Origin of the sequence: Caldimonas thermodepolymerans, from assembly GCF_015476235.1 — a bacterium.
Lineage (GTDB): Bacteria > Pseudomonadota > Gammaproteobacteria > Burkholderiales > Burkholderiaceae_C > Caldimonas > Caldimonas thermodepolymerans.
This window is the reverse complement of record NZ_CP064338.1, coordinates 2719967-2738070: the sequence shown is the minus strand read 5'-3', so window position 1 is coordinate 2738070 and position 18104 is coordinate 2719967. Positions and strand designations below refer to the sequence as shown.

Below are 18104 nucleotides of genomic sequence, written 5' to 3'. Positions count from 1 at the left end.
AAGGCTCGCCTAGGATAGCCGGGCTGCCTTGCTGCGGCGTCGTCCCATGTCATCCTCTTTCGTCGAAGCCCTGCGCAGCACGTTGCATCTGCTCGTCACGCTGGACCCGCAACTGCTGCAGATCGCCTCCCTGTCCCTGAGCGTCAGCGCCGCCGCGACCGCCATCGGTACCGGCCTGGGCCTGGTGCTGGGCGCGTGGATCGCGGTGAACCAGTTTCCCGGCCGGCGCGCCGTGCTGGTCGTGCTCAACACCCTGCTGGCCCTGCCGTCGGTGGTGGTCGGCTTGCTGGTGTACCTGCTGCTGTCGCGCGCCGGCCCGCTCGGCGCGCTGGGCATCCTGTTCACCCCGGCCGCGATGGTGGTGGCGCAGACCGTGCTGGTGCTGCCCATCGTCACCGCGCTGTCGCGCCAGACCATCGAGGATGCGATGCGCGACCACGGCGAGCAGCTGCGCTCGATGGGCGCCGGGCGGCTGGGCTGCGCGCTGATCCTGCTGTGGGACGAACGCATGGCCATGCTGACGCTGGCGCTGGCCGCGTTCGGCCGGGCGATTTCCGAGGTCGGCGCGGTGATGATCGTCGGCGGCAACATCGAGGGCGTGACGCGGGTCATGACCACCGCGATCGCGCTGGAAACCAGCAAGGGCGACCTGCCGCTCGCGCTGGCGCTGGGCGTGGTGCTGCTGTCCATCGTGCTCCTGCTCAATGCGCTGATCGCGCTGCTGCGCGAGTGGCGCGTGCGTGCCGACGAGGCCTACGCATGAGTGCAGCCTTGAAACCGTCCCCGCAGGGGCTCGGCGCGCCGGCGGTGCCCGCAGAGGCGGCGCCCTCGGCGGCGCTGCCGCAGCTTGCGCTGCACCAGGCGAGCGTGCGCTTCGGCCGCAAGCTGGCGCTGCAGCAGGTCGACCTGGCCGTGCGCGGCGGCGAGCGCGTCGCGCTGGTCGGTGCCAACGGCAGCGGCAAGAGCACGCTGCTGCGCGCGCTGCACGGCCTGGTGCCGCTCAGCGAGGGGCGCCGCGAGGTGGCGCCCGGCCTGCGCCTGGCCATGGTGTTCCAGCGCCCGTTCATGCTGCGGCTGTCGGCACGGGCCAACGTCGAGCTGGCGCTGTTCCTTGCCGGCGTGCCGCGTGCCGAACGGCGTGACCGGGCCGAAGCGGCCTTGAAGCGCGTGGGCCTGGCCGACGAGGCACGCCGCAACGGCCGCGTGCTGTCCGGCGGCCAGCAGCAGCGCCTCGCGCTGGCACGTGCCTGGGCGCTGCGGCCGCAGCTGCTGCTGCTCGACGAACCCACCGCGAGCCTGGACCCGACCGCCAAGCGCGAGGTCGAGGAACTGATCGAGGAGTTCGCCGCGGCCGGCATCACGGTGGTGATGAGTTCGCACAACCTCGGCCAGGTCAAGCGCCTGGCCCGTCGCGTGGTCTACCTGGAGCAGGGCCGCATGCTCTGCGACGTCACGACCGACCACTTCTTCCAAGGACCGCTTCCCCGCGAAGCCGAGCTTTTTCTCAAAGGAGAACTTCCATGGCATTGATTACCGGGCTGCGCAGGCGCGCGCTGCTGGCGTGTGCCGGCATGGTGCTGGCTGCGGCCGGCACGACCTCCTGGGCGCAGGAGCGCCACATCGTGATGGCGTCGACCACCTCCACCGAACAGTCGGGCCTGTTCGCCCACCTGCTGCCGGCGTTCAAGCAGGCCACCGGCATCGCCGTGCGCGTCGTCGCGCTCGGCACCGGGCAGGCGCTGGACATGGGGCGCCGCGGCGATGCGGACGTGATGTTCGTGCACGACAAGGCGGCCGAGGAGAAGTTCGTCGCCGAGGGCTACGGCATCAAGCGCCAGCCGGTCATGTACAACGACTTCGTGGTCATCGGCCCGAAGGACGACCCGGCCGGCGTGCGCGGCAAGGACGTGGTGGAGGCCTTCCGCAAGCTGGCCGCCTCGTCCCATCCGTTCGTCTCGCGCGGCGACAAGAGCGGTACCCACTCGGCCGAGCTGCGCTACTGGAAGGAAGCCGGCGTCGACGACCCGGCCGGGAAGGTGGCGGGCTACAAGGCCTGCGGCTGCGGCATGGGCCCGGCGCTCAACATCGCCTCGTCGTCCAATGCCTACGTGCTGGCCGACCGCGGTACCTGGCTGTCGTTCAAGAACCGCGGCGACCTGGTCGTGCTGGTCGAGGGCGACAAGCGCCTGTTCAACCAGTACGGCGTGATCGTCGTGAACCCGGCCCGGCACCCGCACGTCAAGCGCGACCTGGCCCAGGCCTTCGCCGACTGGGTGGTCTCGCCGCAGGGCCAGGCCACCATCGCCGAGTACAAGATCAACGGCGAACAGCTGTTCTTCCCCAACGCCAACGAAGAGCGCTGAGCCGCACGCGCCCGCGCCATGCGGGCCGCCCGGCCCGGCCGGGCCGGACCTCGGCCTGCGGGGAGATCACCCGGCCGTCGCCGGGGCGGCATCCTGGCCGGATGTCCCGCCACGCTCCCTCGCGCACTTTCCCTGCTTCCCCGTCCCCGGGCCATGACGCCTTCATGGCCGGCATCCTGAGCAACCGCCACGACCGCGCCATCCTCGCTGGCCATGAACCCGCTGGTGCCGCGCCGGAAGCCGTTCGAGCGCAAGCCGGCATCCTGCCGGCGGCGCTGGTCATGCTTGCAGGTGGGCGAACCGGCGGCCTGCGCGAGCGCCGGGGCCGGCCCGGCGTGACCCTGCGCGGGGTGTGGCACCTGGCCACGCGGCGGCACACGCGACAATCGGCGCCAGGGTCGTCACGGACAGGCAAGGCGGCATGACGTCGGAGATGGGGGTGATCGCGCTGGGCGCCATGGCGGCCGGCTTCGTGCAGGGGCTGTCGGGCTTCGGCTTCGGCATGGTCGCGATGTCGATCTGGGTCTGGAGCCTGGATCCGCACCTGGCCGCGGTACTGACCGTGGCCGGTTCGCTGGCCGGGCAGGTGCTGGCCGCCCTGACCCTGCCGCGGCGCTGGAACTGGGCGATGCTGCTGCCGCTGCTGGGCGGCGCGGCGCTGGGCGTGCCGCTCGGGGTGCGCGTGCTGCCGATGCTGGACGTGCACTGGTTCAAGCTGGCCTTCGGGGCCTTCCTGTTGGTCACCTGCCCGTTGATGCTGCTTGCCCCGCGCCTGCCGCGGGTGCAGGGTGGCTGGCGGGGCGATGCGCTGGCCGGCATGGCCGGCGGCGTGATGGGCGGGCTGGGCGGCTTCACCGGCGTGATCCCGACGCTGTGGTGCACCCTGCGCGGGCTGGAGAAGGAAACCCAGCGCGCGCTGATCCAGAACTTCAACCTCGCCACGCTGATCGCGACGATGGTGGCCTACCTCGCCTCCGGTGCCGTGCAGCCGGCGATGGCGCCGGCACTGGGCCTGGTGGGCGTGTCGCTGTGCGTGCCGGTGCTGCTCGGGGCGCGCTGGTATGCGCGGCTGAGCCAGCAGGCGTTCCGGCAGGTGGTGCTGGGCCTGCTGACCGCCTCCGGCGGGGTCGTGTTCGTCTCGGGCCTGGTCGCGCTGCTGCGCAGTTGAACGCAGGGCCTCAGGCGGGGCGCAATGCCCGCTGCAGCGCCGCACGCGCGAGCAGGCGGGTGGAGTCCAGCGTCGGCAACGGTGAGCGGTCGTCGTCGACGAGCAGCGGGATCTCGGTGCAGCCGAGCACCACGGCGTCGCAGCCCTGCTCCTTCATGCGCTGGATCACCTGGCGGAAGCTCGCGAGCGCCTCGGGCGTGAAGATGCCGCGCACCAGCTCGTCCATGATGAGGCGGCCCAGCATGTCGCGTTCGGCCGCCGTGGGGCGCTGCCATGCGAGGCCGCGCGCCGCCAGGGCTGCGGGGTAGACGTCGCTGTCGACCAGCCAGCGCGTGCCGGTGATGCCCAGCCGGCGGAAGCCGCGACGCAGCGCTTCGTCGGCCACCACCTCGGCGATGTGCAGCCACGGCAGCGGCGAGGCCGGCCGCACGAGGTGCATCGCCTGGTGGATGGTGTTGTCGGGGCAGATCAGGACGTCGGCGCCTGCCTGCGCCAGCTTGCGGGCCGAGGAGAGCATCAGCGCAGCCACGCCTTGCAGGTCGCCGCGATCGAGGCAGGCGACGTAGTCCTCCAGCGAATGCGTGTGCATCGACACCTCGGGGTGGGCGTGGCCACCCAGCCAGCGCGGGCCTTCGGTGCAGATCGTGCGAAAGCACAGCGCGGCACCCTCGGCCGAGCAACCGACGATACCGATGTGTTGCGGCATGGACAGGCTCCCGTGCCCCGGCGGGGCTCGGCCGATTCTGCAACGCGGGCACGCAAGGCACAGGGCTTGCCCGGACGGCTGGCATGGCCTTGGACCGCATGAGCTCGCCCGACCCTCACCGCCTGTCGCTGAATGCCGATCCCCGCCAGCAGCGGTTCGAATGGCGCCTGCAGCGCATCGTCTGGCCGCTGCTGGCGCTGCTGCTGGTCGCGGTGGCCGCCGGCCTGCTGGGGCAGGGGCCTGCGGCCCGGGCCTCCGGCGGCTCCGAGGCGGCGGGCCTCACGATGCGCTACCAGCGCTTCCTGCGCCGGGGCTCGCCCGAGGCGCTGGAGCTGCGCCTGCGCGCCGCGTCGGACGAGGTGCGCCTGCAGGTGGCCGCGCGCTACCTCGAATCCGTGGCGTGGAGCGAGGTGTTCCCGGCGCCGCTGCGCGTGACGGCCGACGACGAGGCGGCGACGCTGGTGTTCCACGCCCGGCCGGGGCAATGGACCGTGGTACGCGTGCAGCTCCAGCCCCGCGGCGTCGGCACCGCGCAGGGATGGCTGGCGGTGGATGGCGGGCCCCGGCAGCCGATCGGCCACTTCGTCTATCCGTGAAGAAGGTGGGAGCTGCACCATGGACGTCATCCTGCGCACGCTGGCGATCTATCTGTTCCTGCTGGTGCTGTTTCGTCTGGCCGGCAAGCGCGCGCTGAGCGAGCTGTCGACGCTGGACTTCATCCTGCTGCTGATCGTCAGCGAGGCCACGCAGAACGCGCTGATCGGCGACGACCATTCGCTGGTCACCGGGATGACGGTGATCCTGACGCTGGTGCTGATGGACCTGGGACTGTCCGTCGTCAAGAGCCGGTCGGCGACCATCGAGAAGATCATCGAGGGCACGCCGCTGCTGCTGGTCGAGCACGGCCGAGTGCTGCACGGCCCGATGCGGCGCTCGCTGGTCACCGAGGACGACGTGCTGCAAAGCGCGCGGCTCACGCACGGCCTCGAGCGGCTGGACCAGATCCGCTTTGCGGTGCTGGAGTCCAGCGGCGGCATCTCCATCGTGCCCCGGGACGATGCACCGGACGCGGACGCGATCGCGCGCCTGGTCGAGCAGGCCGTGCGGCGCGCACTCGCCGAGCCGCGGCCGGATTGACGCCCCTGAGCGAGGGCTCAGGCGCAGCCGCGCGCCAGTTCCCGGGTGAGTTCGGCCGCGCCGACCTCGCGGCAGCCGCTCGCGTCCTGCCCGGCCCACAGCGGCGTGAAGTCGCCGCTGCCCAGGCTTTCGGCCTTGGCGCGCAGCGGCGCGATCGCGCCCGTGGCCAGCGGAAATGCCGGTGCCGTCGGGCAGATCGGCCCCAGCTCGCGCATGACGCGGTTGACGATGCCGCGCGCCGGACGCCCCGTGAACACGTTGGTCAGTGCGGTGTGGCGCGCCGCCTCGCTGCGCAGCGCGCGGCGGTGGATCTCGCTGGTCGTCGCTTCCGGGCACAGCAGGTAGGCAGTGCCGACCTGTACGCCGGCGGCCCCCAGCACCATCGCGGCGGCCACGCCCTGCGCGTCGGCGATGCCGCCGGCGGCGATCACCGGGCGGTCCAGCGCCTTGACCAGCTGGCGCACCAGCGGCAGCGTGCCGACCTGGGTGCTGAGGTCGTCGGTCAGGAACATGCCGCGGTGGCCGCCGGCCTCGACGCCCTGCGCGATCACCGCGTCGACGCCGCGCCGCGCCAGCCAGCGGCCTTCCTCGACCGTGGTGGCCGAGGCCAGCACCTTCGCGCCCCAGCTGCGCACGCGCGCCAGCAGCGCGTCGTCGGGCAGGCCGAAGTGGAAGCTCACCACCGGGGGCCGGAACGCCTCCAGCACCTCGGCGGCCGCAGCGCTGAACGGCGCGCGGCCCGGGCCGGCGGGGATGCCGGCCGGATCGATGCCGAACTCGCGGTAGTAGGGCGCCAGCGTCTCGCGCCATGCGGCTTCGCGCTGCGCGTCCGGCTCCGGCGGCGCGTGGCAGAAGAAGTTGACGTTGTACGGTCGAGGGGTCTGCGCGGTCAGGCGCAGCAGTTCCTGCCGCATCGTTTCGGGCGTGAGCATCGCGCAGGGCAGCGAACCAAGCGCACCGGCGTTGCAGACGGCCACGGCCAGCGCGGCGCCTTGCACGCCGGCCATGGGCGCCTGGATGAGCGGGATCTCGATGTTCAGCAGTTCACGCAAGGTGGTCATGGCGTCTCGTCGGCAAGGGTCCGTCGGGCAACCTGCCGGCCTGCGGCAGGAAGGATACTGACGTCTGTGATGTGAAAGCGGGAGGAACGCATGGACAGCACTCGATGGTGCCGCAGGTTGGCGACCTGCGTGGCGGCGATGGTCATCGGCCTGCAGGCGGCGACGGCTGCGGCCGACCCCTGTCCGCCGCAGCCCGTGCCGCCTTCCGGTGCCGATGCGCAGCACGCGCGGCTGAACGCACGCGACCGCGGCCTGCTGTGGCGCATCGAGCGCGACGGCCGCAGCTCCTGGCTGTACGGCACCATCCATGTCGGCCGCCACGAGTGGAGCGTGCCCGGCCCGGCGGTGCGGGCGGCCCTGGCGCGCAGCCGCCGCATCGCGGTGGAACTGGACCTGACCGATCCCGCCACGGTGCAGCAGGTCCAGCAGGTGCTGACCGGTTCGCTGGACCTGCCCGAGCCGCTGCGGCGTCGCCTGGCGCGTCAGGCCGAGCGCGCCTGCGTGGACGCGGAGCAGCTGGCGGGGCTGCATCCGGTGGTCCAGGCGATCACTTACGGCGTGCTCGAGGCGCGCTGGGAGGGCCTGCATTCGGCCTGGGCGCAGGAGTTCATGCTGGCCGGGTACGCGCGCCGCACCGGCAAGCCGGTGGTGTCGCTGGAGACGCCGCAGCAGCAGGCCGACGCGCTGCTGCCGCGCAGCGCCGAGGAGGCGCTGCGGGCGATCGAGGACCAGCTCGAGCAGCTGGAGCAGGGCCAGGTCCGTCGCATCACCCGCAGACTGGCCGACGCCTGGGAGCGCGGCGACCTGGAGGACCTGGCCGGCTACGAGCAGTGGTGTGACTGCATCCGCAGCGAGGCGGACCGGGCCGCGCTGCGGCGCCTGCAGGTCGACCGCAATCCCGGCATGGCCGCGCGCATCGCCGCCCTGCACGACGAGGGGGAGGTGTTCGCCGCAGTCGGTGCGCTGCACATGGTGGGGCCGCAGGGCCTGCCGGCGTTGCTGGCCGCGCGCGGCTTCCGGGTCGAGCGGGTGCATTCCGGCGCCCCCGTGGCAGGGCCTGCGCGGTAGCCCGCGTGCCCGCTTGCCGCGTGGGGGTTCGTGCGAGGCAAGCCCGGCCGGAGTAGAGTCGGTGGACGCGACAGGAGATGCCGTCGATGAAGCCCAAGCCCCTTGCCGCCATGGTCCTGGCGGCCTGCACGCTGGGCGCCGCGCACGCGGCGCTGCCGGTCGGCGCTCCGGCGCCGGTGTTCACCGCCGAGGCCGCGCTCGGCGGCCGGACCTTCACGTTCTCGCTGGCCGAGGCGCTGCGCGAAGGGCCGGTGGTGCTGTACTTCTACCCCAAGGCCTTCACCAGCGGCTGCACGATCGAGGCGCACGCCTTCGCCGAGGCCACGCCGCAATTCCAGGCACTCGGTGCGCGCGTGATCGGCATGTCGGCCGACGACATCGCGACGCTGCAGCGCTTCTCGGTTGAGGCCTGCGGCAGCAAGTTCCCGGTGGCCGCCGACCGCGAGGCGCGCGTGATCCGGCAGTACGACGCGGCGCTGGCCGCGCGTCCCGACACCGCGGACCGCATTTCCTACGTCATCGGCCCGCAGGGACGCGTGCTGCACGTGCACGCCGGGTCGGACCCGTTGGCCCACGTGCGCAGCACGCTGCAGGCCGTGGAGGCATGGCGGCGCAGCCAGGCCGGCAAGTGAGGCCGGGGTTCAGGCCGGGGCCGCGGCCAGCGGGGCGGACGGCCGCCGTCGCGCCAGGCCGAACCACGGCCGCAGCAGCGCGACGCGTCGCACCCCCTCGTAGCCCGCGAAGCTGAGCGCCAGCGTCAGCACCACCAGCACCGGGCCTTCGGCCAGCGGCGGCCATGCCAGCGGCGCGAGCGCCTGCGTCAGCAGCACGATCAGCGTCTGGTGCAGCAGGTAGACCGGAAACACCGCATCGCACAGGTAGCGGCGCCAGGCGTGGTCGCGGTCCCAGTGCACGCGCGCAAAGCCGATCGCGGCGGCGATCCCGCACCATTGCGCGGTGCCGAACGCCACCGGCCGCAGGCCGCGCAGCGCTTCTGCCCCGGGCCAGCCGGTGTAGCGCAGCGCGAGCATCGCCCAACCGGCCAGGGCCAGCACCAGCGCCGCATGGCGCAGCCGCGCGAACCCGTCCCACGCCTCGGGCCGGCGGGCGAGCACCGCACCGAGCAGGAACAGGCTCAGGTAGGCGGCATGGTTGTACCAGTCGTCGACCAGCGCGTGGGTGGACGGAAAGCGCGGTGCCAGCATCCCCCGCCAGGCGACCATCAACGCGAGCGGGGCCAGCAGCAGCGCCGGGCCACGCAGCAGGCGCAGCGCGGGGACGGCCGCGCGCTCCAGCGCCGCAGGAACGCCGCGCACCAGCGCCCACAGCACCAGCGTGTAGACCCACAGGTAGGCCACGAACCAGAGGTGGTTCCAGGTCGGCAGGATCAGGCAACCGGCACCGGGGCGGCAGAAGCCGCCGTGGCCCTGGAAGTACAGCCGCAGGAAGTCCAGGTAGCCGCCGGCGTAGCCGTGCTGCTGCACCACCTCGAAGTACGGCTGGGGCGGCACGACCAGCAGCATGCCGCAGGCCAGGGGCAGCAGCAGGCGCTGCGAGCGCGCGCGCAGCCAGCCGCGGCCTGCGTCGCGCGCCAGCATCGTCGACGTGGCCACGCCCGAGACCAAGAACAGCAGCCCCAGCCTCCACGGCGAACTGAGCAGCATCCAGGGCTCGGGTGCCGGGCCGGCGTGCGGGCTCTTCACATGCCAGTCCCAGCTGACGTAGTACATGCCGACGTGGTAGAGCACCAGCACGCCGAAGGCGGCGATGCGCAGCCAGTCCAGGAAGTACAGGCGGGAGGTCGGTGCGTGCGTCATGACAGCAGCCTAGGCGCTGGCGCACCGTGCGGCAGCGGCCTGGGGCGAAGCGCGGGCAGGCCGGGGCGAACCGGACTCAGCCGGGCCCGAGCCGCGCCACCAGCGCCGCCCGCCACGCCCGGCTGCAGGGCACCTCGGCGCCGCTGCGCAGTACGACGAGCGCATCGCCCTTGTCGCCGCGCGGCAGCACATGGGCCACGCGGTGCAGGTTGACGGCCGCGCTGCGGTGCACCCGCGCGAAGTGCGACGGCAGGTCCGCGAGCAGCGCCGCCAGCGGCCGTCGCATCAGCCACTCCCGCGCACCGACGTGCACGTAGTTGTCCGCCGCTTCCAGCCAGTCGATCTGCGCGCAGTCCACCACGTGGACCCGGCCGCGGTCGGCGATCAGCAGCTGCTGCGCGGGCAGGGCGGGGGCGGCGGCCGGGCGGTCGCGCTCGAGCAGGCGCTGCACCGCGCGCGCCAGGCGCTCGGGCTCCACCGGCTTGAGCAGGTAGTCCAGGGCCGCGGCGTCGAAGGCCTGCAGCGCATAGCGGTCGAAGGCGGTGACGAACACGACCTCCGGCGCCGGGTCGGGCAGCGAGGCGGCCACGTCCAGCCCGCTGCAGCCGGGCATCTGCACGTCGAGGAACACGGCATCCGGGGCCAGGGTGGCGCACAGCTGCAGGGCCTGCACGCCGTCGCCGGCTTCGCCCACCACTTCCAGCGCCGGCCAGGGGGCGAGCATGCGGCGCAGCTTGGCGCGCGCCAGCGGCTCGTCGTCGACGATCAGCACGCGCATGGCAGCTCCATCACGGCCGCCACGCCGCCGCCGGCCAGCGGCTCCAGGCGCAGCCAGGCGGCCTTGCCGTGCAGGGCCTGCAACCGCTGCATGACGTTGCCGAGCCCCACGCCGGGGGCGGCGGACGGCGCCAGCGTGCCGCCGTCGTCGCGCACCGTCACGCGCAACCGGCCGGCCTCGACGCCGGCCTGGACGACGATGCGGGTCGGCTCGCGCCGGCGTTCGACCACGTGCCGGAAACAGTTCTCGAGCAACGGCTGCAGGGACAGCGTGGGCACGGGGCACGCGAGCGCCGCGGCGTCGACCTGCCAGGCGATCGAGACCCGGTCGGCGAAGCGTTCGCCCATGATCTCGGCGTAGGCGTGCAGCAACCTCAGCTCCTCGTGCAGCGGCTGCTGCGGGCGCTGCACCAGGTCGGTGGCGGCGCGCAGCAGCGTGGCCAGCCGGGTCAGCAGCGCGTCGGCGCGATCGGGGTCGGCATGGATCAGGGCCGAGATGGTGTTCAAGGCGTTGAACAGGAAATGCGGCTGCAGCTGCTGCGCCAGCAGCAACAGCTGTGCCTCGCGCGCGAGCGCCCGTTCACGCTCGGCCTGCAGGCGTGCGCCGTTCCAGGCGAGGTAGGAGCGCACGCCGAACTGCACGCCGCAGAACAGCAGGTAGAACACCGCGAAGCGCGCGGTCTCGGGCAGGACCACCTCGGCCAGCGGTTCGTGCGGGTAAGCTTGGCCGGCGGCGGCGTACAGCGCGACGCGCAGCAGGTGGACCAGCGGCACGAACAGCAGCGACAGCGGCAGCGTGATCGCGAGCATCGTGCCGAACCAGCGCGCCGGCTGGTCCAGCCAGCGGTCCAGGCGGCGGGCCTGGTGCCACTGCACCAGCAGCACCGCGGTGGCAAGCAGCGCCGAGCTGCCTTCCAGCACCAGCGCGCGCCACGCCGCCTCCCAGCCGCCTTGCGGATGGTTGCGCATCTCGGCCACCATCATCAGCAGCCAGAAGCCGGCCCAGGCCGTTGCCATCGCCCAGCCCAGCGAGCGCCGGGCCGCGGGCGACGACGCGACCGCTTGCGCTGCGTCGTCCATCGTCGCGCCTCCACGCGGGGCGGATGCCCGGACCCATGTTAGCGAAAGCCGCGCAGCGTCCACCGCCTGCGGCGGGCAGGACGACGCCGGCGCGGCGCTAGGCGCTGGCGGCGCGCACCTCGTCCAGGGAGGTGATGCCCTGCAGCACCTTCTCGATGCCGTCCTGCCGCAGCGTGCGCATGCCTTCGCGCAGCGCCTGCTGCTGGAGTTCCTCCGACGTCGCACCGGTGCGCACCAGGCGGCGCAGCTCGCGCGAGACGACCATCAGCTCGTGCATGCCCGTGCGGCCGTGGAAGCCGGTGCCGTGGCAGTGCGGGCAACCCGGGCTGTAGTGGTGCATCAGCCGGCCGTCGTGGCCGAAGCGTTGCAGCCAGTCGTCCAGCACCTGGTCGCGGTCGAACTCCGGGGCGTCGGCGGGGCAACCGTGCAGGTAGTCGTCGAGCAGCTCCTCGACTTCCTCGTCGGTGGCCGGGTGCGTCTGCCGGCACTTCTCGCACAGCCGGCGCACCAGGCGCTGGGCCAGCACGGCTTGCAGCGCGTCGGCGACGTTGAACGGGTCCAGCCCCATGTCCACGAGGCGCGAGACGGCCTCGACCGCATGCCCGGCATACAGCGACGACAGTACCAGGTGCCCGCTCAGCGAGGCTTCGATCCCGACCAGCGCGGTGTCGCGGTCGCGCACCTCGCCGGCCATGATGACGTCCGGGTCGGCGCGCAGGAAGGCGCGCAGGGCCCGCGCGTAGGTCCAGCCGATGCGCGGGTCGATCTGCACCTGGCGCAGTCCGGGCTGGGCGATCTCGATCGGGTCCTCGGCCGTCCAGATCTTGCGTTCGGGCACGTTGATGAAGCTCAGTGCCGAATGCAGCGTGGTGGTCTTGCCGGCACCGGTCGGGCCGACGCACAGCACCAGGCCCTGGGGACGCTCGAGCACTTCCTTGAGGCGGTCCAGGTTGGCGGCCGACAGCCGCAGCTTCTCCAGCGGCAAGGGCTGGGCGGCGGTCAGGATGCGCATGACAACGTCTTCCAGGCCGTCGTGGGTCGGGATGGTGGCCACGCGCAGCTCGACCGGGCGGTTCGGCACGAAGCGCGCGAAGTCGATGCGCCCGTCCTGCGGCCGGCGGCGCTCGGCCACGTCCAGGTTGCTCATGATCTTCAGGCGCGAGACCAGGGCCTGGCGGTGGGTATACGGCAGTTCCAAGTGGTCCTGCAGCAGCCCGTCCTTGCGGAAGCGCACCTTGATGGTCTCCTGCCCGGGGTAGCACTCGACGTGGATGTCGGTCACCCCCTGCTCGTGGGCGTCGACGATCATCGCGTGCACCAGCCGCAGCAGCGTCGGGTCGGCGGGGCCGACCTGCAGGTGCCGGCCCGCCTCGGCCTCGCGCATCAGCGTGGCGGCGAGCTGGCGGGCGTTCTCCGGCTGCGGGTCCACCGACCCGATGACCGGGCTGATGTAGCCGAGCTCGCTGCTGGCGGCCCAGAGGTCCAGGCTGTGCGCCTCGTAGGCGGTCTGGATCGCTTCCGGCAGCGCACCGAACTGCGCGAGCGCCGGCACGATCTTCAGCTGCGTGTGGAACTCGAGCTCTTCGAGCACCTCGGAGCGCGAGGGGTCCTCCAGCGCGACGACCAGCCGCCCGCCGCGCAGGAGCAGCGGCAGCGCGTTGAGCCGCACCGCGATCAGGTAGGGCAGCTTGCCCAGCGCCTGTGCCTCGACGGGAAACTGCGTCACGTCGACGAGCGGGTAGCCCATCTTGTAGGCCAGCGCGGTCTGCAGCTCCTGGCGCGACACCCATTGCCGCTGCACCAGCAGCTCGCCCAGCGGCATCGAGCGTTCCCTGGCCTGCTGGGCCAGCGCCTGCTGCAGCTGCTGTTCGTCGATCACGCCCAGCGACACCAGCGCCTCGCCGATGCGCATGGCCGGGGCGCGTGCCTGCTGCTCGAGCGCGGCCATCAGCCTGTCGGCATTGACGATCTTCTGCGCCACCAGCAGGTCTCCGAGCTTGCGGCCGCGCAGCTGGGTCTGCTGGCTCGCGGCGGTGTCCACCTGGTCCTGCGTGGTGACCTGGCGCGTCACCAGCACCTCGCCGACGCGCGGACCGATCTCCACCGAACGGTAGGCATGGCGCGGGATGAACAGGCGGGTCACGCCGCCGTGTTCGTCTGCCGGGGGGAACAGGAACAGCCCCAGCTTGGTTTCGACGTGGCCCACCGTCTCGCCTTCGAGGTCGCGCCCGGTGGTGGCGCGGACGATGAAGTGCACCCGCGGGCGGCGGTCGAGCATGTCCGCATGCGGGTCGTCCGGGGCCACGCCGATCGGCCGCAGCACCTCCAGCAGGTGCAGCGACCGGAAGTGGGAGAACTGCACCGGCATGGTCGTGCGCGCCGGAGGCACCTGGACGTGCGCCACCGTCTCCTCCGGGACGAAGAAGATCAGCCGGCCGGCCATCTGCCGGCCGTTGAGGCCTTCGATCTCGCAGCAGATCGGGTGCTGCTGTTCGGTGGCTTCAGGGTAGGCGCCAAAGGGCGGTGTCGGCCAGCGGAACACCGAACGCCGCGACTTCTCCCGCACCGCGGGGGCGGCGGAGATCGGGCCGGACGTCGGCTCGGGCAGGTCGTCCGGCGGTATGCGCCGGGTCTCGATCAGGGACAGCGGTGCCGGGACGGGCATGTCGACCTCACATCCTCTTGTTGTTGCATCTGATTTTCAAGCAAGGCTTGTGCTCGCTTACATCGCGAGCGGCGAAACCGCCAACTATGCCGGACGCGCGTGAGCAGGAAGGGAGCAAAAGCACCGACGGTGCGACAGATTTGGCACCATTGTCACCCCTGTGGCGCAACCTTGCTGCCCGATCAGGCGGTTGGCATACTGCGTGCAAGACCCCGTGGCGTATGCCCCGCGCCAACCTTCTAGGACGACGCGTTTGCCCTTGGACCTTTCTGCCGTTTCGATCGCGAGTGCTGCACTGGTGTTGCTGCTGGCGGGGCTGACGGGGCTTGCGGTGCGCCGGGTGCCGGACAGCCAAGGGGCCCGTTACTGGGCGCTGGCATTCGTTCCCCTGAGCATCGGCAGCTTCCTGGTGGGCCAGGGCGATGCCTTGCCGGCGCTGTGGCAGGTCCTGCGCGAACCCATCCTGCTGTCGGGCTACGGCCTGCTGCTGATCGGCCTGCGCCAGTACCTGCGCCGCTCCCGGCCCTGGGTGCTGGCCGGGACCGTGGTCCTGACGGCGCTGGTCGCCGCGGCCTTCTTCTCCGCCGTGGTGCCGTATCCGCCCGCGCGCGTGGCGGTGCGCAGCGCCGGGATCTTCGTGCTGATGTGCGCGGCGCTGCTGGCCCTGCGGCACCTGCGCGACGAGATGCTGCGCGACGTGCGGTACTACCTGCAGGCCTGCTTCTGCGCGATCGCGGTCCTCGCGGTGGTGCGCGCCGGCGTGCTCCTGCTGCCACAGGACGGTGCACGGGCGCAGTACCTCCATGCCGCCCTGACGCTGGTGATGACCATGCTGGTGCTCGCCGTGGTGGCCGGCCTGGCGTTGTTGATGACCGCGCGCATGAACGACGCCCTGGCGCGCCTGACGGTGCGCGACCCGCTGACCGGCGTCTTCAACCGCCGCGGGATCGAGGCGGCAGCGGCGACCACGCTGTCGTTCGCGCGCCGGCTTGGCTGCCCGGTGGCCCTGCTGGCCTGCGACGTCGACCATTTCAAGGCCATCAACGACCGCCATGGCCATGCCGGCGGCGACGAGGTACTGAAGGCGTTCGGGCGGCTGCTGGCCGAGCACTTCGCCGCCGCGGAACTGGTCGGCCGCGTCGGCGGGGAGGAGTTCGTCGTGCTGCTGCCCGGGGCCGACGAGGCCCAGGCCCGTGCCACGGCTGAAACCCTGCGGCTGCAGGTCGAGCGGCACCCCTTCGCACTGTCGAGCGGTCACTCGCTGCACCTGACGCTCAGCATCGGCGTGGCGGTGCAGGCGCGTTCCGAGACGAGCTGGGACGACCTGTTGCGCCGCGCGGACCAGGCGCTCTACCAGACCAAGGAGGGCGGGCGCAACCGCATCGTGGTGGCGCAGGCGGCGCCGCCGTCGGTGCCGGTGCGCCGCCTGCGCACCGGGGAGCGCCACGCATGACCGACGCACTGCTCGTGTTCGACCTGGCGAGCTACTGGGGGCTGGTGTTCGGCTTCGGGTTGCTGCTGCTCATCACCTCGGTGCTGCTGTGGGTGCTGCACCGCATGGTGCGCACCCCCGGCCCGGGCTTGTGGAGCGTCGCAGCGCTCGTCGCCCTGGCCGGGATGACGCTGGCCGGCAGCCAGATGCAGGGCACGGCCGCCTGGCAGCGCGGGCTGTTCGTGCTGGGCGAAACGCTGGTGGTGCTGGGCATCGCGCTGGTCGGCGAGGGGCTGCGCCGGTTCTGCGGAAGGCAGTCCTCGCTGCGCTGGGTCGCGGCCCTCGCCGCGCTGCAGCTGCTGCTGGGGGCCGTGCTGGAGGCCGCGGGGCGCCCGCTGCACCACGGCATCGCGATGTCGGTGCTGGTCGGCGCGCTGTGGCTGTGGATCGCCTGGACCGCGATCCGCCACACGCAGGCGGACTGCCTGCTGCTGTCCGTCGGGCTGATGCTGTGCGCGATCGTGGAAGCCGCCGGCTGGGGCGCGCGGGCCGTCGTGCTCGCGCGGTCGCTGCAGGGGGAGGCGGGGCTGGGCATCGTGCAGGCGAACGCGGTGCTGCTCGTGCCGTCCTTCGTCGCGACCGGCGTGCTGGTCATGCTCTACGTGCTGCTGGTGAACTTCCGCCTGGCCCGCGAGCTGCACGACAAGGCCGTGCGCGACCCCCTGACCGGTGCCTTGAACCGTCGCGGCTTCGAGGAAACCACCAACCGGCTGGCCTCGCTGTCGGCCGAACTCGACCAGTCGGTGGCGGTGCTGGTGCTGGACATCGACCACTTCAAGCAGGTCAACGACACGCACGGCCACCATGTTGGCGACCTGGTGCTCAAGGCGCTGGCGCGCCTGGTGCTCCGTGCCAAGCGCGAGACCGACCTGTTCGCGCGGCTGGGCGGCGAGGAGTTCTGCCTGGTGCTGCCGGGCACCGACGTGCCGGGTGCCAAGGTGTTCGCCGACCGCCTGCGGCGCAGCTTCGAGACGCTGGAGATCGACACCGGCCGCAGCTTCCTCAGCTGCACGGTGAGCGTGGGCGTGGCCTACGCGTCGGCCGCGGCGCTGCGCAGCGGCCGCACCGACGTGCTGGACCTGCTGCAGCAGGCCGACGAGGCGCTCTACGAGGCCAAGCGCGCCGGGCGCAACCGGGTGCGCTTCTTCGCCTCGCCCGAAGTGCTGTCCAGCCGGCTCGACTCGCGCCTGTTCGCGCCGAGCAGCAACTTCGAGCCGACGCTGCCGCCGCCGACCACGGCGGCCGGCTGAGCGGGCCGATAGACTGCAGGGCACGGGCTTGCGGGAGGAGCCACGCCATGCCTGAGACGTCTGCCCCGGCCACGCTGGTCGACCACTATGCGTGGATGGCACGCTACAACCAATGGATGAACCGGCGCCTGTACGACGCGGCGGCGCGCCTGGACGATGCCGAGCGCAAGCGCGACCGCGGCGCGTTCTTCGGTTCCATCCACGGCACGCTGAACCACCTGTGCGTGGCCGACAAGATCTGGCTGCGCCGCTTTGCGGACAGCGGCATGGACTTCCCGATGCTCACGGAGGAGGTGCTCGCGCTGCCGGCGTTCACCGGGCTGGACATGGTGCTGTTCGCCGACTTCGAGGCGATGCGCCGCCATCGCGAGGTGATGGACCGTGCCATCGTCGCGTTCGCGCAGGCCCTGACGCCGGCGCAGGCGAGCGGCACCTTCCGCTACGCCAACACCCGGGGCGTGGAGCGCAGCCACCCGTTCTGGCAGGCGCTGAGCCACTTCTTCAACCACCAGACCCATCATCGCGGGCAGGTGACGACGCTGCTGGTGCAAGCCGGCATCGACCCGGGCGTCACGGACCTGATCGTGCTGGCCGACGGCGCGCAGGGTTGAGGCGCCTGCGCGCGCGCCGGGTCACATGTCGCGCGGGCGGAAGGTGATCTCGATCGGCGAGGGCACGCGGCCGTTGTCGTCACGCGGCAGCTTCTGCGCCTTCTCGATCGCACGCAGCACGGCGTCGTCCCACTCGGCATTGCCGCTGGACTTCGTCAGCCTGGACGACAGGATGGTGCCGTCGGGTGCGGCGCGCACTTCCACTTCGGCGACGATGTTCGCCACCGAGGTGTCGGTGAACACGATGTGCGGCCGGATCGCCGCCTTGAGCTTGCCGGCGTAGCTGGGCGAGGGCGAACCCGCCGCGCCGCCTTGCGCCGCGCCGGTGTCCTGTACCCCGCTGGCGGCCTGGCTCATCAGGCGCTTGAGGCGCTCCTCGCGCTGGGCCTGCAGGCGCTGCTCCTGCTCGGCGGCCAGGCGCTTGCGTTCGGCCTCTTCCCTGGCCTTACGCTGTTCCTCCTGCTTGCGCAGTTCGGCCTGCCGGCGCTTCTCGGCTTCTTCCTGCTTGCGCTTTTCCTCCGCGAGGCGGCGCTGTTCCTCCTCGCGCTTGCGCTGCTCGGCTTCCTCGCGCTGGCGCTGTTCTTCCTTCTTGCGCTCGCGTTCCTTCTCGAGCGCGATCTCGGCCGCGCGGTCGGGCTCCTCGCGCTGCACCGGCGGGGCCGGGGGCGTGGGCTTTTCCTCCACGACGGGTGGTGGCGGCGGAGGCGGCGGCGCGGGGGCGGCAGCCTGCGGGACGGCGGCCCACAGTTCGGCCTCGACCGCATCGGGCTCGCTCGATTTCCAGTTCACCCCCAGGGCCAGCCCCAGCACCAGCAGCGCGTGCATCAGCAGGGCCAGCAGCAGCCCGCGGCCGCGCCGGTCGGGCGCGCGGGGCATCAGGTCGTCGCGGCTGTAGGTGCTCGGGTTCAT

Annotated in this window: 19 protein-coding genes; 12 read left to right on the top strand and 7 right to left on the bottom strand. The window is 72.3% G+C overall.

Annotation, left to right across the window (positions count from 1 at the left end; translation table 11 throughout):
- The first annotated feature begins 46 nt into the window (after positions 1–46).
- The 5 genes from IS481_RS12920 to IS481_RS12900 all read left to right on the top strand — a co-directional run bounded on the left by IS481_RS12920 (position 47) and on the right by IS481_RS12900 (position 3531).
- Positions 47–763 carry an ABC transporter permease gene (locus IS481_RS12920; RefSeq protein WP_104355824.1) on the top strand — a complete coding sequence of 239 codons (717 nt, stop codon included), beginning with the start codon at positions 47–49 and terminating at the stop codon, positions 761–763.
- Positions 760–1530: an ABC transporter ATP-binding protein gene (locus IS481_RS12915; protein WP_104355823.1), complete on the top strand. Its 771-nt coding sequence runs from the start codon at positions 760–762 to the stop codon at positions 1528–1530. The genes IS481_RS12920 and IS481_RS12915 overlap by 4 nt, the downstream gene beginning before the upstream one ends.
- A complete protein-coding gene (locus tag IS481_RS12910; RefSeq protein ID WP_104355822.1) occupies positions 1521–2363 on the top strand; it encodes an ABC transporter substrate-binding protein in 843 nt (280 codons plus the stop codon). Before IS481_RS12915 ends, IS481_RS12910 begins: the two co-directional genes overlap by 10 nt.
- Positions 2364–2527: 164 nt before the next feature.
- Positions 2528–2788 carry a hypothetical protein gene (locus IS481_RS12905; RefSeq protein WP_146079501.1) on the top strand — a complete coding sequence of 87 codons (261 nt, stop codon included), beginning with the start codon at positions 2528–2530 and terminating at the stop codon, positions 2786–2788.
- Positions 2785–3531 (top strand): sulfite exporter TauE/SafE family protein, encoded by a 747-nt coding sequence (locus IS481_RS12900; RefSeq protein WP_104355821.1) that lies wholly within the window; start codon positions 2785–2787, stop codon positions 3529–3531. The genes IS481_RS12905 and IS481_RS12900 overlap by 4 nt, the downstream gene beginning before the upstream one ends.
- A 10-nt stretch (positions 3532–3541) precedes the next feature.
- Here the strand turns inward: IS481_RS12900 and IS481_RS12895 are convergent, their stop codons facing one another.
- Positions 3542–4237 carry an aspartate/glutamate racemase family protein gene (locus IS481_RS12895; protein WP_104355820.1) on the bottom strand — a complete coding sequence of 232 codons (696 nt, stop codon included), beginning with the start codon at positions 4235–4237 and terminating at the stop codon, positions 3542–3544.
- A gap of 83 nt (positions 4238–4320) precedes the next feature.
- Here IS481_RS12895 and IS481_RS12890 point away from each other — a divergent pair, with 83 nt between their 5' ends.
- Together IS481_RS12890 and IS481_RS12885 are read left to right on the top strand one after the other, a co-directional pair.
- Entirely contained in the window at positions 4321–4833 is a 513-nt protein-coding gene (locus IS481_RS12890; RefSeq protein WP_104355819.1) for a hypothetical protein, read from the top strand.
- A 19-nt stretch (positions 4834–4852) separates the two neighbouring features.
- Positions 4853–5374 (top strand): DUF421 domain-containing protein, encoded by a 522-nt coding sequence (locus tag IS481_RS12885; RefSeq protein WP_104355818.1) that lies wholly within the window; start codon positions 4853–4855, stop codon positions 5372–5374.
- Positions 5375–5391: 17 nt separating this feature from the next.
- On the opposite strand, the gene IS481_RS12880 is transcribed toward IS481_RS12885, so the two are convergent.
- Complete coding sequence (locus tag IS481_RS12880; RefSeq protein ID WP_104355817.1) at positions 5392–6435, bottom strand: NAD(P)H-dependent flavin oxidoreductase; 1044 nt, start codon at positions 6433–6435, stop codon at positions 5392–5394.
- 90 nt (positions 6436–6525) lie between these two features.
- On the opposite strand from IS481_RS12880, the gene IS481_RS12875 reads away from it, so the two are divergent.
- Together IS481_RS12875 and IS481_RS12870 are read left to right on the top strand one after the other, a co-directional pair.
- Positions 6526–7503 (top strand): TraB/GumN family protein, encoded by a 978-nt coding sequence (locus IS481_RS12875; RefSeq protein ID WP_104355816.1) that lies wholly within the window; start codon positions 6526–6528, stop codon positions 7501–7503.
- Between the two features lie 86 nt (positions 7504–7589).
- A complete protein-coding gene (locus tag IS481_RS12870; protein ID WP_104355815.1) occupies positions 7590–8135 on the top strand; it encodes a peroxiredoxin in 546 nt (181 codons plus the stop codon).
- 9 nt (positions 8136–8144) lie between these two features.
- Here IS481_RS12870 and IS481_RS12865 read toward each other — a convergent pair whose 3' ends face one another.
- The 4 genes from IS481_RS12865 to IS481_RS12850 form a co-directional block, all read right to left on the bottom strand.
- Complete coding sequence (locus IS481_RS12865; protein ID WP_104355814.1) at positions 8145–9320, bottom strand: acyltransferase family protein; 1176 nt, start codon at positions 9318–9320, stop codon at positions 8145–8147.
- Positions 9321–9396: 76 nt separating this feature from the next.
- Positions 9397–10098 carry a LytR/AlgR family response regulator transcription factor gene (locus tag IS481_RS12860; RefSeq protein WP_104355813.1) on the bottom strand — a complete coding sequence of 234 codons (702 nt, stop codon included), beginning with the start codon at positions 10096–10098 and terminating at the stop codon, positions 9397–9399.
- Positions 10086–11177, bottom strand: coding sequence for a sensor histidine kinase (locus IS481_RS12855; protein ID WP_104355812.1), 1092 nt, complete (start codon positions 11175–11177; stop codon positions 10086–10088). The genes IS481_RS12860 and IS481_RS12855 overlap by 13 nt, the downstream gene beginning before the upstream one ends.
- A 97-nt stretch (positions 11178–11274) precedes the next feature.
- The gene (locus IS481_RS12850) at positions 11275–13842 is read right to left on the bottom strand and encodes a GspE/PulE family protein (protein ID WP_232529275.1); all 2568 of its coding nucleotides are present in this window, start codon (positions 13840–13842) and stop codon (positions 11275–11277) included.
- 259 nt (positions 13843–14101) lie between these two features.
- Between IS481_RS12850 and IS481_RS12845 the strand changes: the two genes are divergently transcribed.
- From IS481_RS12845 to IS481_RS12835, 3 genes are read left to right on the top strand one after another with little or no spacing between them, the layout of a single operon-like run.
- Positions 14102–15295 (top strand): GGDEF domain-containing protein, encoded by a 1194-nt coding sequence (locus IS481_RS12845; protein WP_146079500.1) that lies wholly within the window; start codon positions 14102–14104, stop codon positions 15293–15295.
- Complete coding sequence (locus IS481_RS12840) at positions 15292–16584, top strand: GGDEF domain-containing protein (protein ID WP_104355810.1); 1293 nt, start codon at positions 15292–15294, stop codon at positions 16582–16584. The genes IS481_RS12845 and IS481_RS12840 overlap by 4 nt, the downstream gene beginning before the upstream one ends.
- A 47-nt stretch (positions 16585–16631) precedes the next feature.
- Positions 16632–17195, top strand: a complete 564-nt coding sequence (locus IS481_RS12835; protein WP_104355809.1) for a DinB family protein — start codon at positions 16632–16634, stop codon at positions 17193–17195.
- 21 nt (positions 17196–17216) lie between these two features.
- Here IS481_RS12835 and tolA read toward each other — a convergent pair whose 3' ends face one another.
- Positions 17217–18104, bottom strand: a complete 888-nt coding sequence (tolA, locus tag IS481_RS12830; RefSeq protein WP_104355808.1) for a cell envelope integrity protein TolA — start codon at positions 18102–18104, stop codon at positions 17217–17219.

Excerpts from the sequence above, each read along its gene's own strand:
- IS481_RS12920 (WP_104355824.1), top strand. The coding sequence starts at position 47 with ATGTCATCCTCTTTCGTCGAAGCCCTGCGCAGCACGTTGCATCTGCTC.
- IS481_RS12915 (WP_104355823.1), top strand. The coding sequence starts at position 760 with ATGAGTGCAGCCTTGAAACCGTCCCCGCAGGGGCTCGGCGCGCCGGCG.
- IS481_RS12910 (WP_104355822.1), top strand. The coding sequence starts at position 1,521 with ATGGCATTGATTACCGGGCTGCGCAGGCGCGCGCTGCTGGCGTGTGCC.
- IS481_RS12905 (WP_146079501.1), top strand. The coding sequence starts at position 2,528 with ATGGCCGGCATCCTGAGCAACCGCCACGACCGCGCCATCCTCGCTGGC.
- IS481_RS12900 (WP_104355821.1), top strand. The coding sequence starts at position 2,785 with ATGACGTCGGAGATGGGGGTGATCGCGCTGGGCGCCATGGCGGCCGGC.
- IS481_RS12895 (WP_104355820.1), bottom strand. The coding sequence starts at position 4,237 with ATGCCGCAACACATCGGTATCGTCGGTTGCTCGGCCGAGGGTGCCGCG.
- IS481_RS12890 (WP_104355819.1), top strand. The coding sequence starts at position 4,321 with ATGGCCTTGGACCGCATGAGCTCGCCCGACCCTCACCGCCTGTCGCTG.
- IS481_RS12885 (WP_104355818.1), top strand. The coding sequence starts at position 4,853 with ATGGACGTCATCCTGCGCACGCTGGCGATCTATCTGTTCCTGCTGGTG.
- IS481_RS12880 (WP_104355817.1), bottom strand. The coding sequence starts at position 6,435 with ATGACCACCTTGCGTGAACTGCTGAACATCGAGATCCCGCTCATCCAG.
- IS481_RS12875 (WP_104355816.1), top strand. The coding sequence starts at position 6,526 with ATGGACAGCACTCGATGGTGCCGCAGGTTGGCGACCTGCGTGGCGGCG.
- IS481_RS12870 (WP_104355815.1), top strand. The coding sequence starts at position 7,590 with ATGAAGCCCAAGCCCCTTGCCGCCATGGTCCTGGCGGCCTGCACGCTG.
- IS481_RS12865 (WP_104355814.1), bottom strand. The coding sequence starts at position 9,320 with ATGACGCACGCACCGACCTCCCGCCTGTACTTCCTGGACTGGCTGCGC.
- IS481_RS12860 (WP_104355813.1), bottom strand. The coding sequence starts at position 10,098 with ATGCGCGTGCTGATCGTCGACGACGAGCCGCTGGCGCGCGCCAAGCTG.
- IS481_RS12855 (WP_104355812.1), bottom strand. The coding sequence starts at position 11,177 with ATGGACGACGCAGCGCAAGCGGTCGCGTCGTCGCCCGCGGCCCGGCGC.
- IS481_RS12850 (WP_232529275.1), bottom strand. The coding sequence starts at position 13,842 with ATGCCCGTCCCGGCACCGCTGTCCCTGATCGAGACCCGGCGCATACCG.
- IS481_RS12840 (WP_104355810.1), top strand. The coding sequence starts at position 15,292 with ATGACCGACGCACTGCTCGTGTTCGACCTGGCGAGCTACTGGGGGCTG.
- IS481_RS12835 (WP_104355809.1), top strand. The coding sequence starts at position 16,632 with ATGCCTGAGACGTCTGCCCCGGCCACGCTGGTCGACCACTATGCGTGG.
- tolA (WP_104355808.1), bottom strand. The coding sequence starts at position 18,104 with ATGAACCCGAGCACCTACAGCCGCGACGACCTGATGCCCCGCGCGCCC.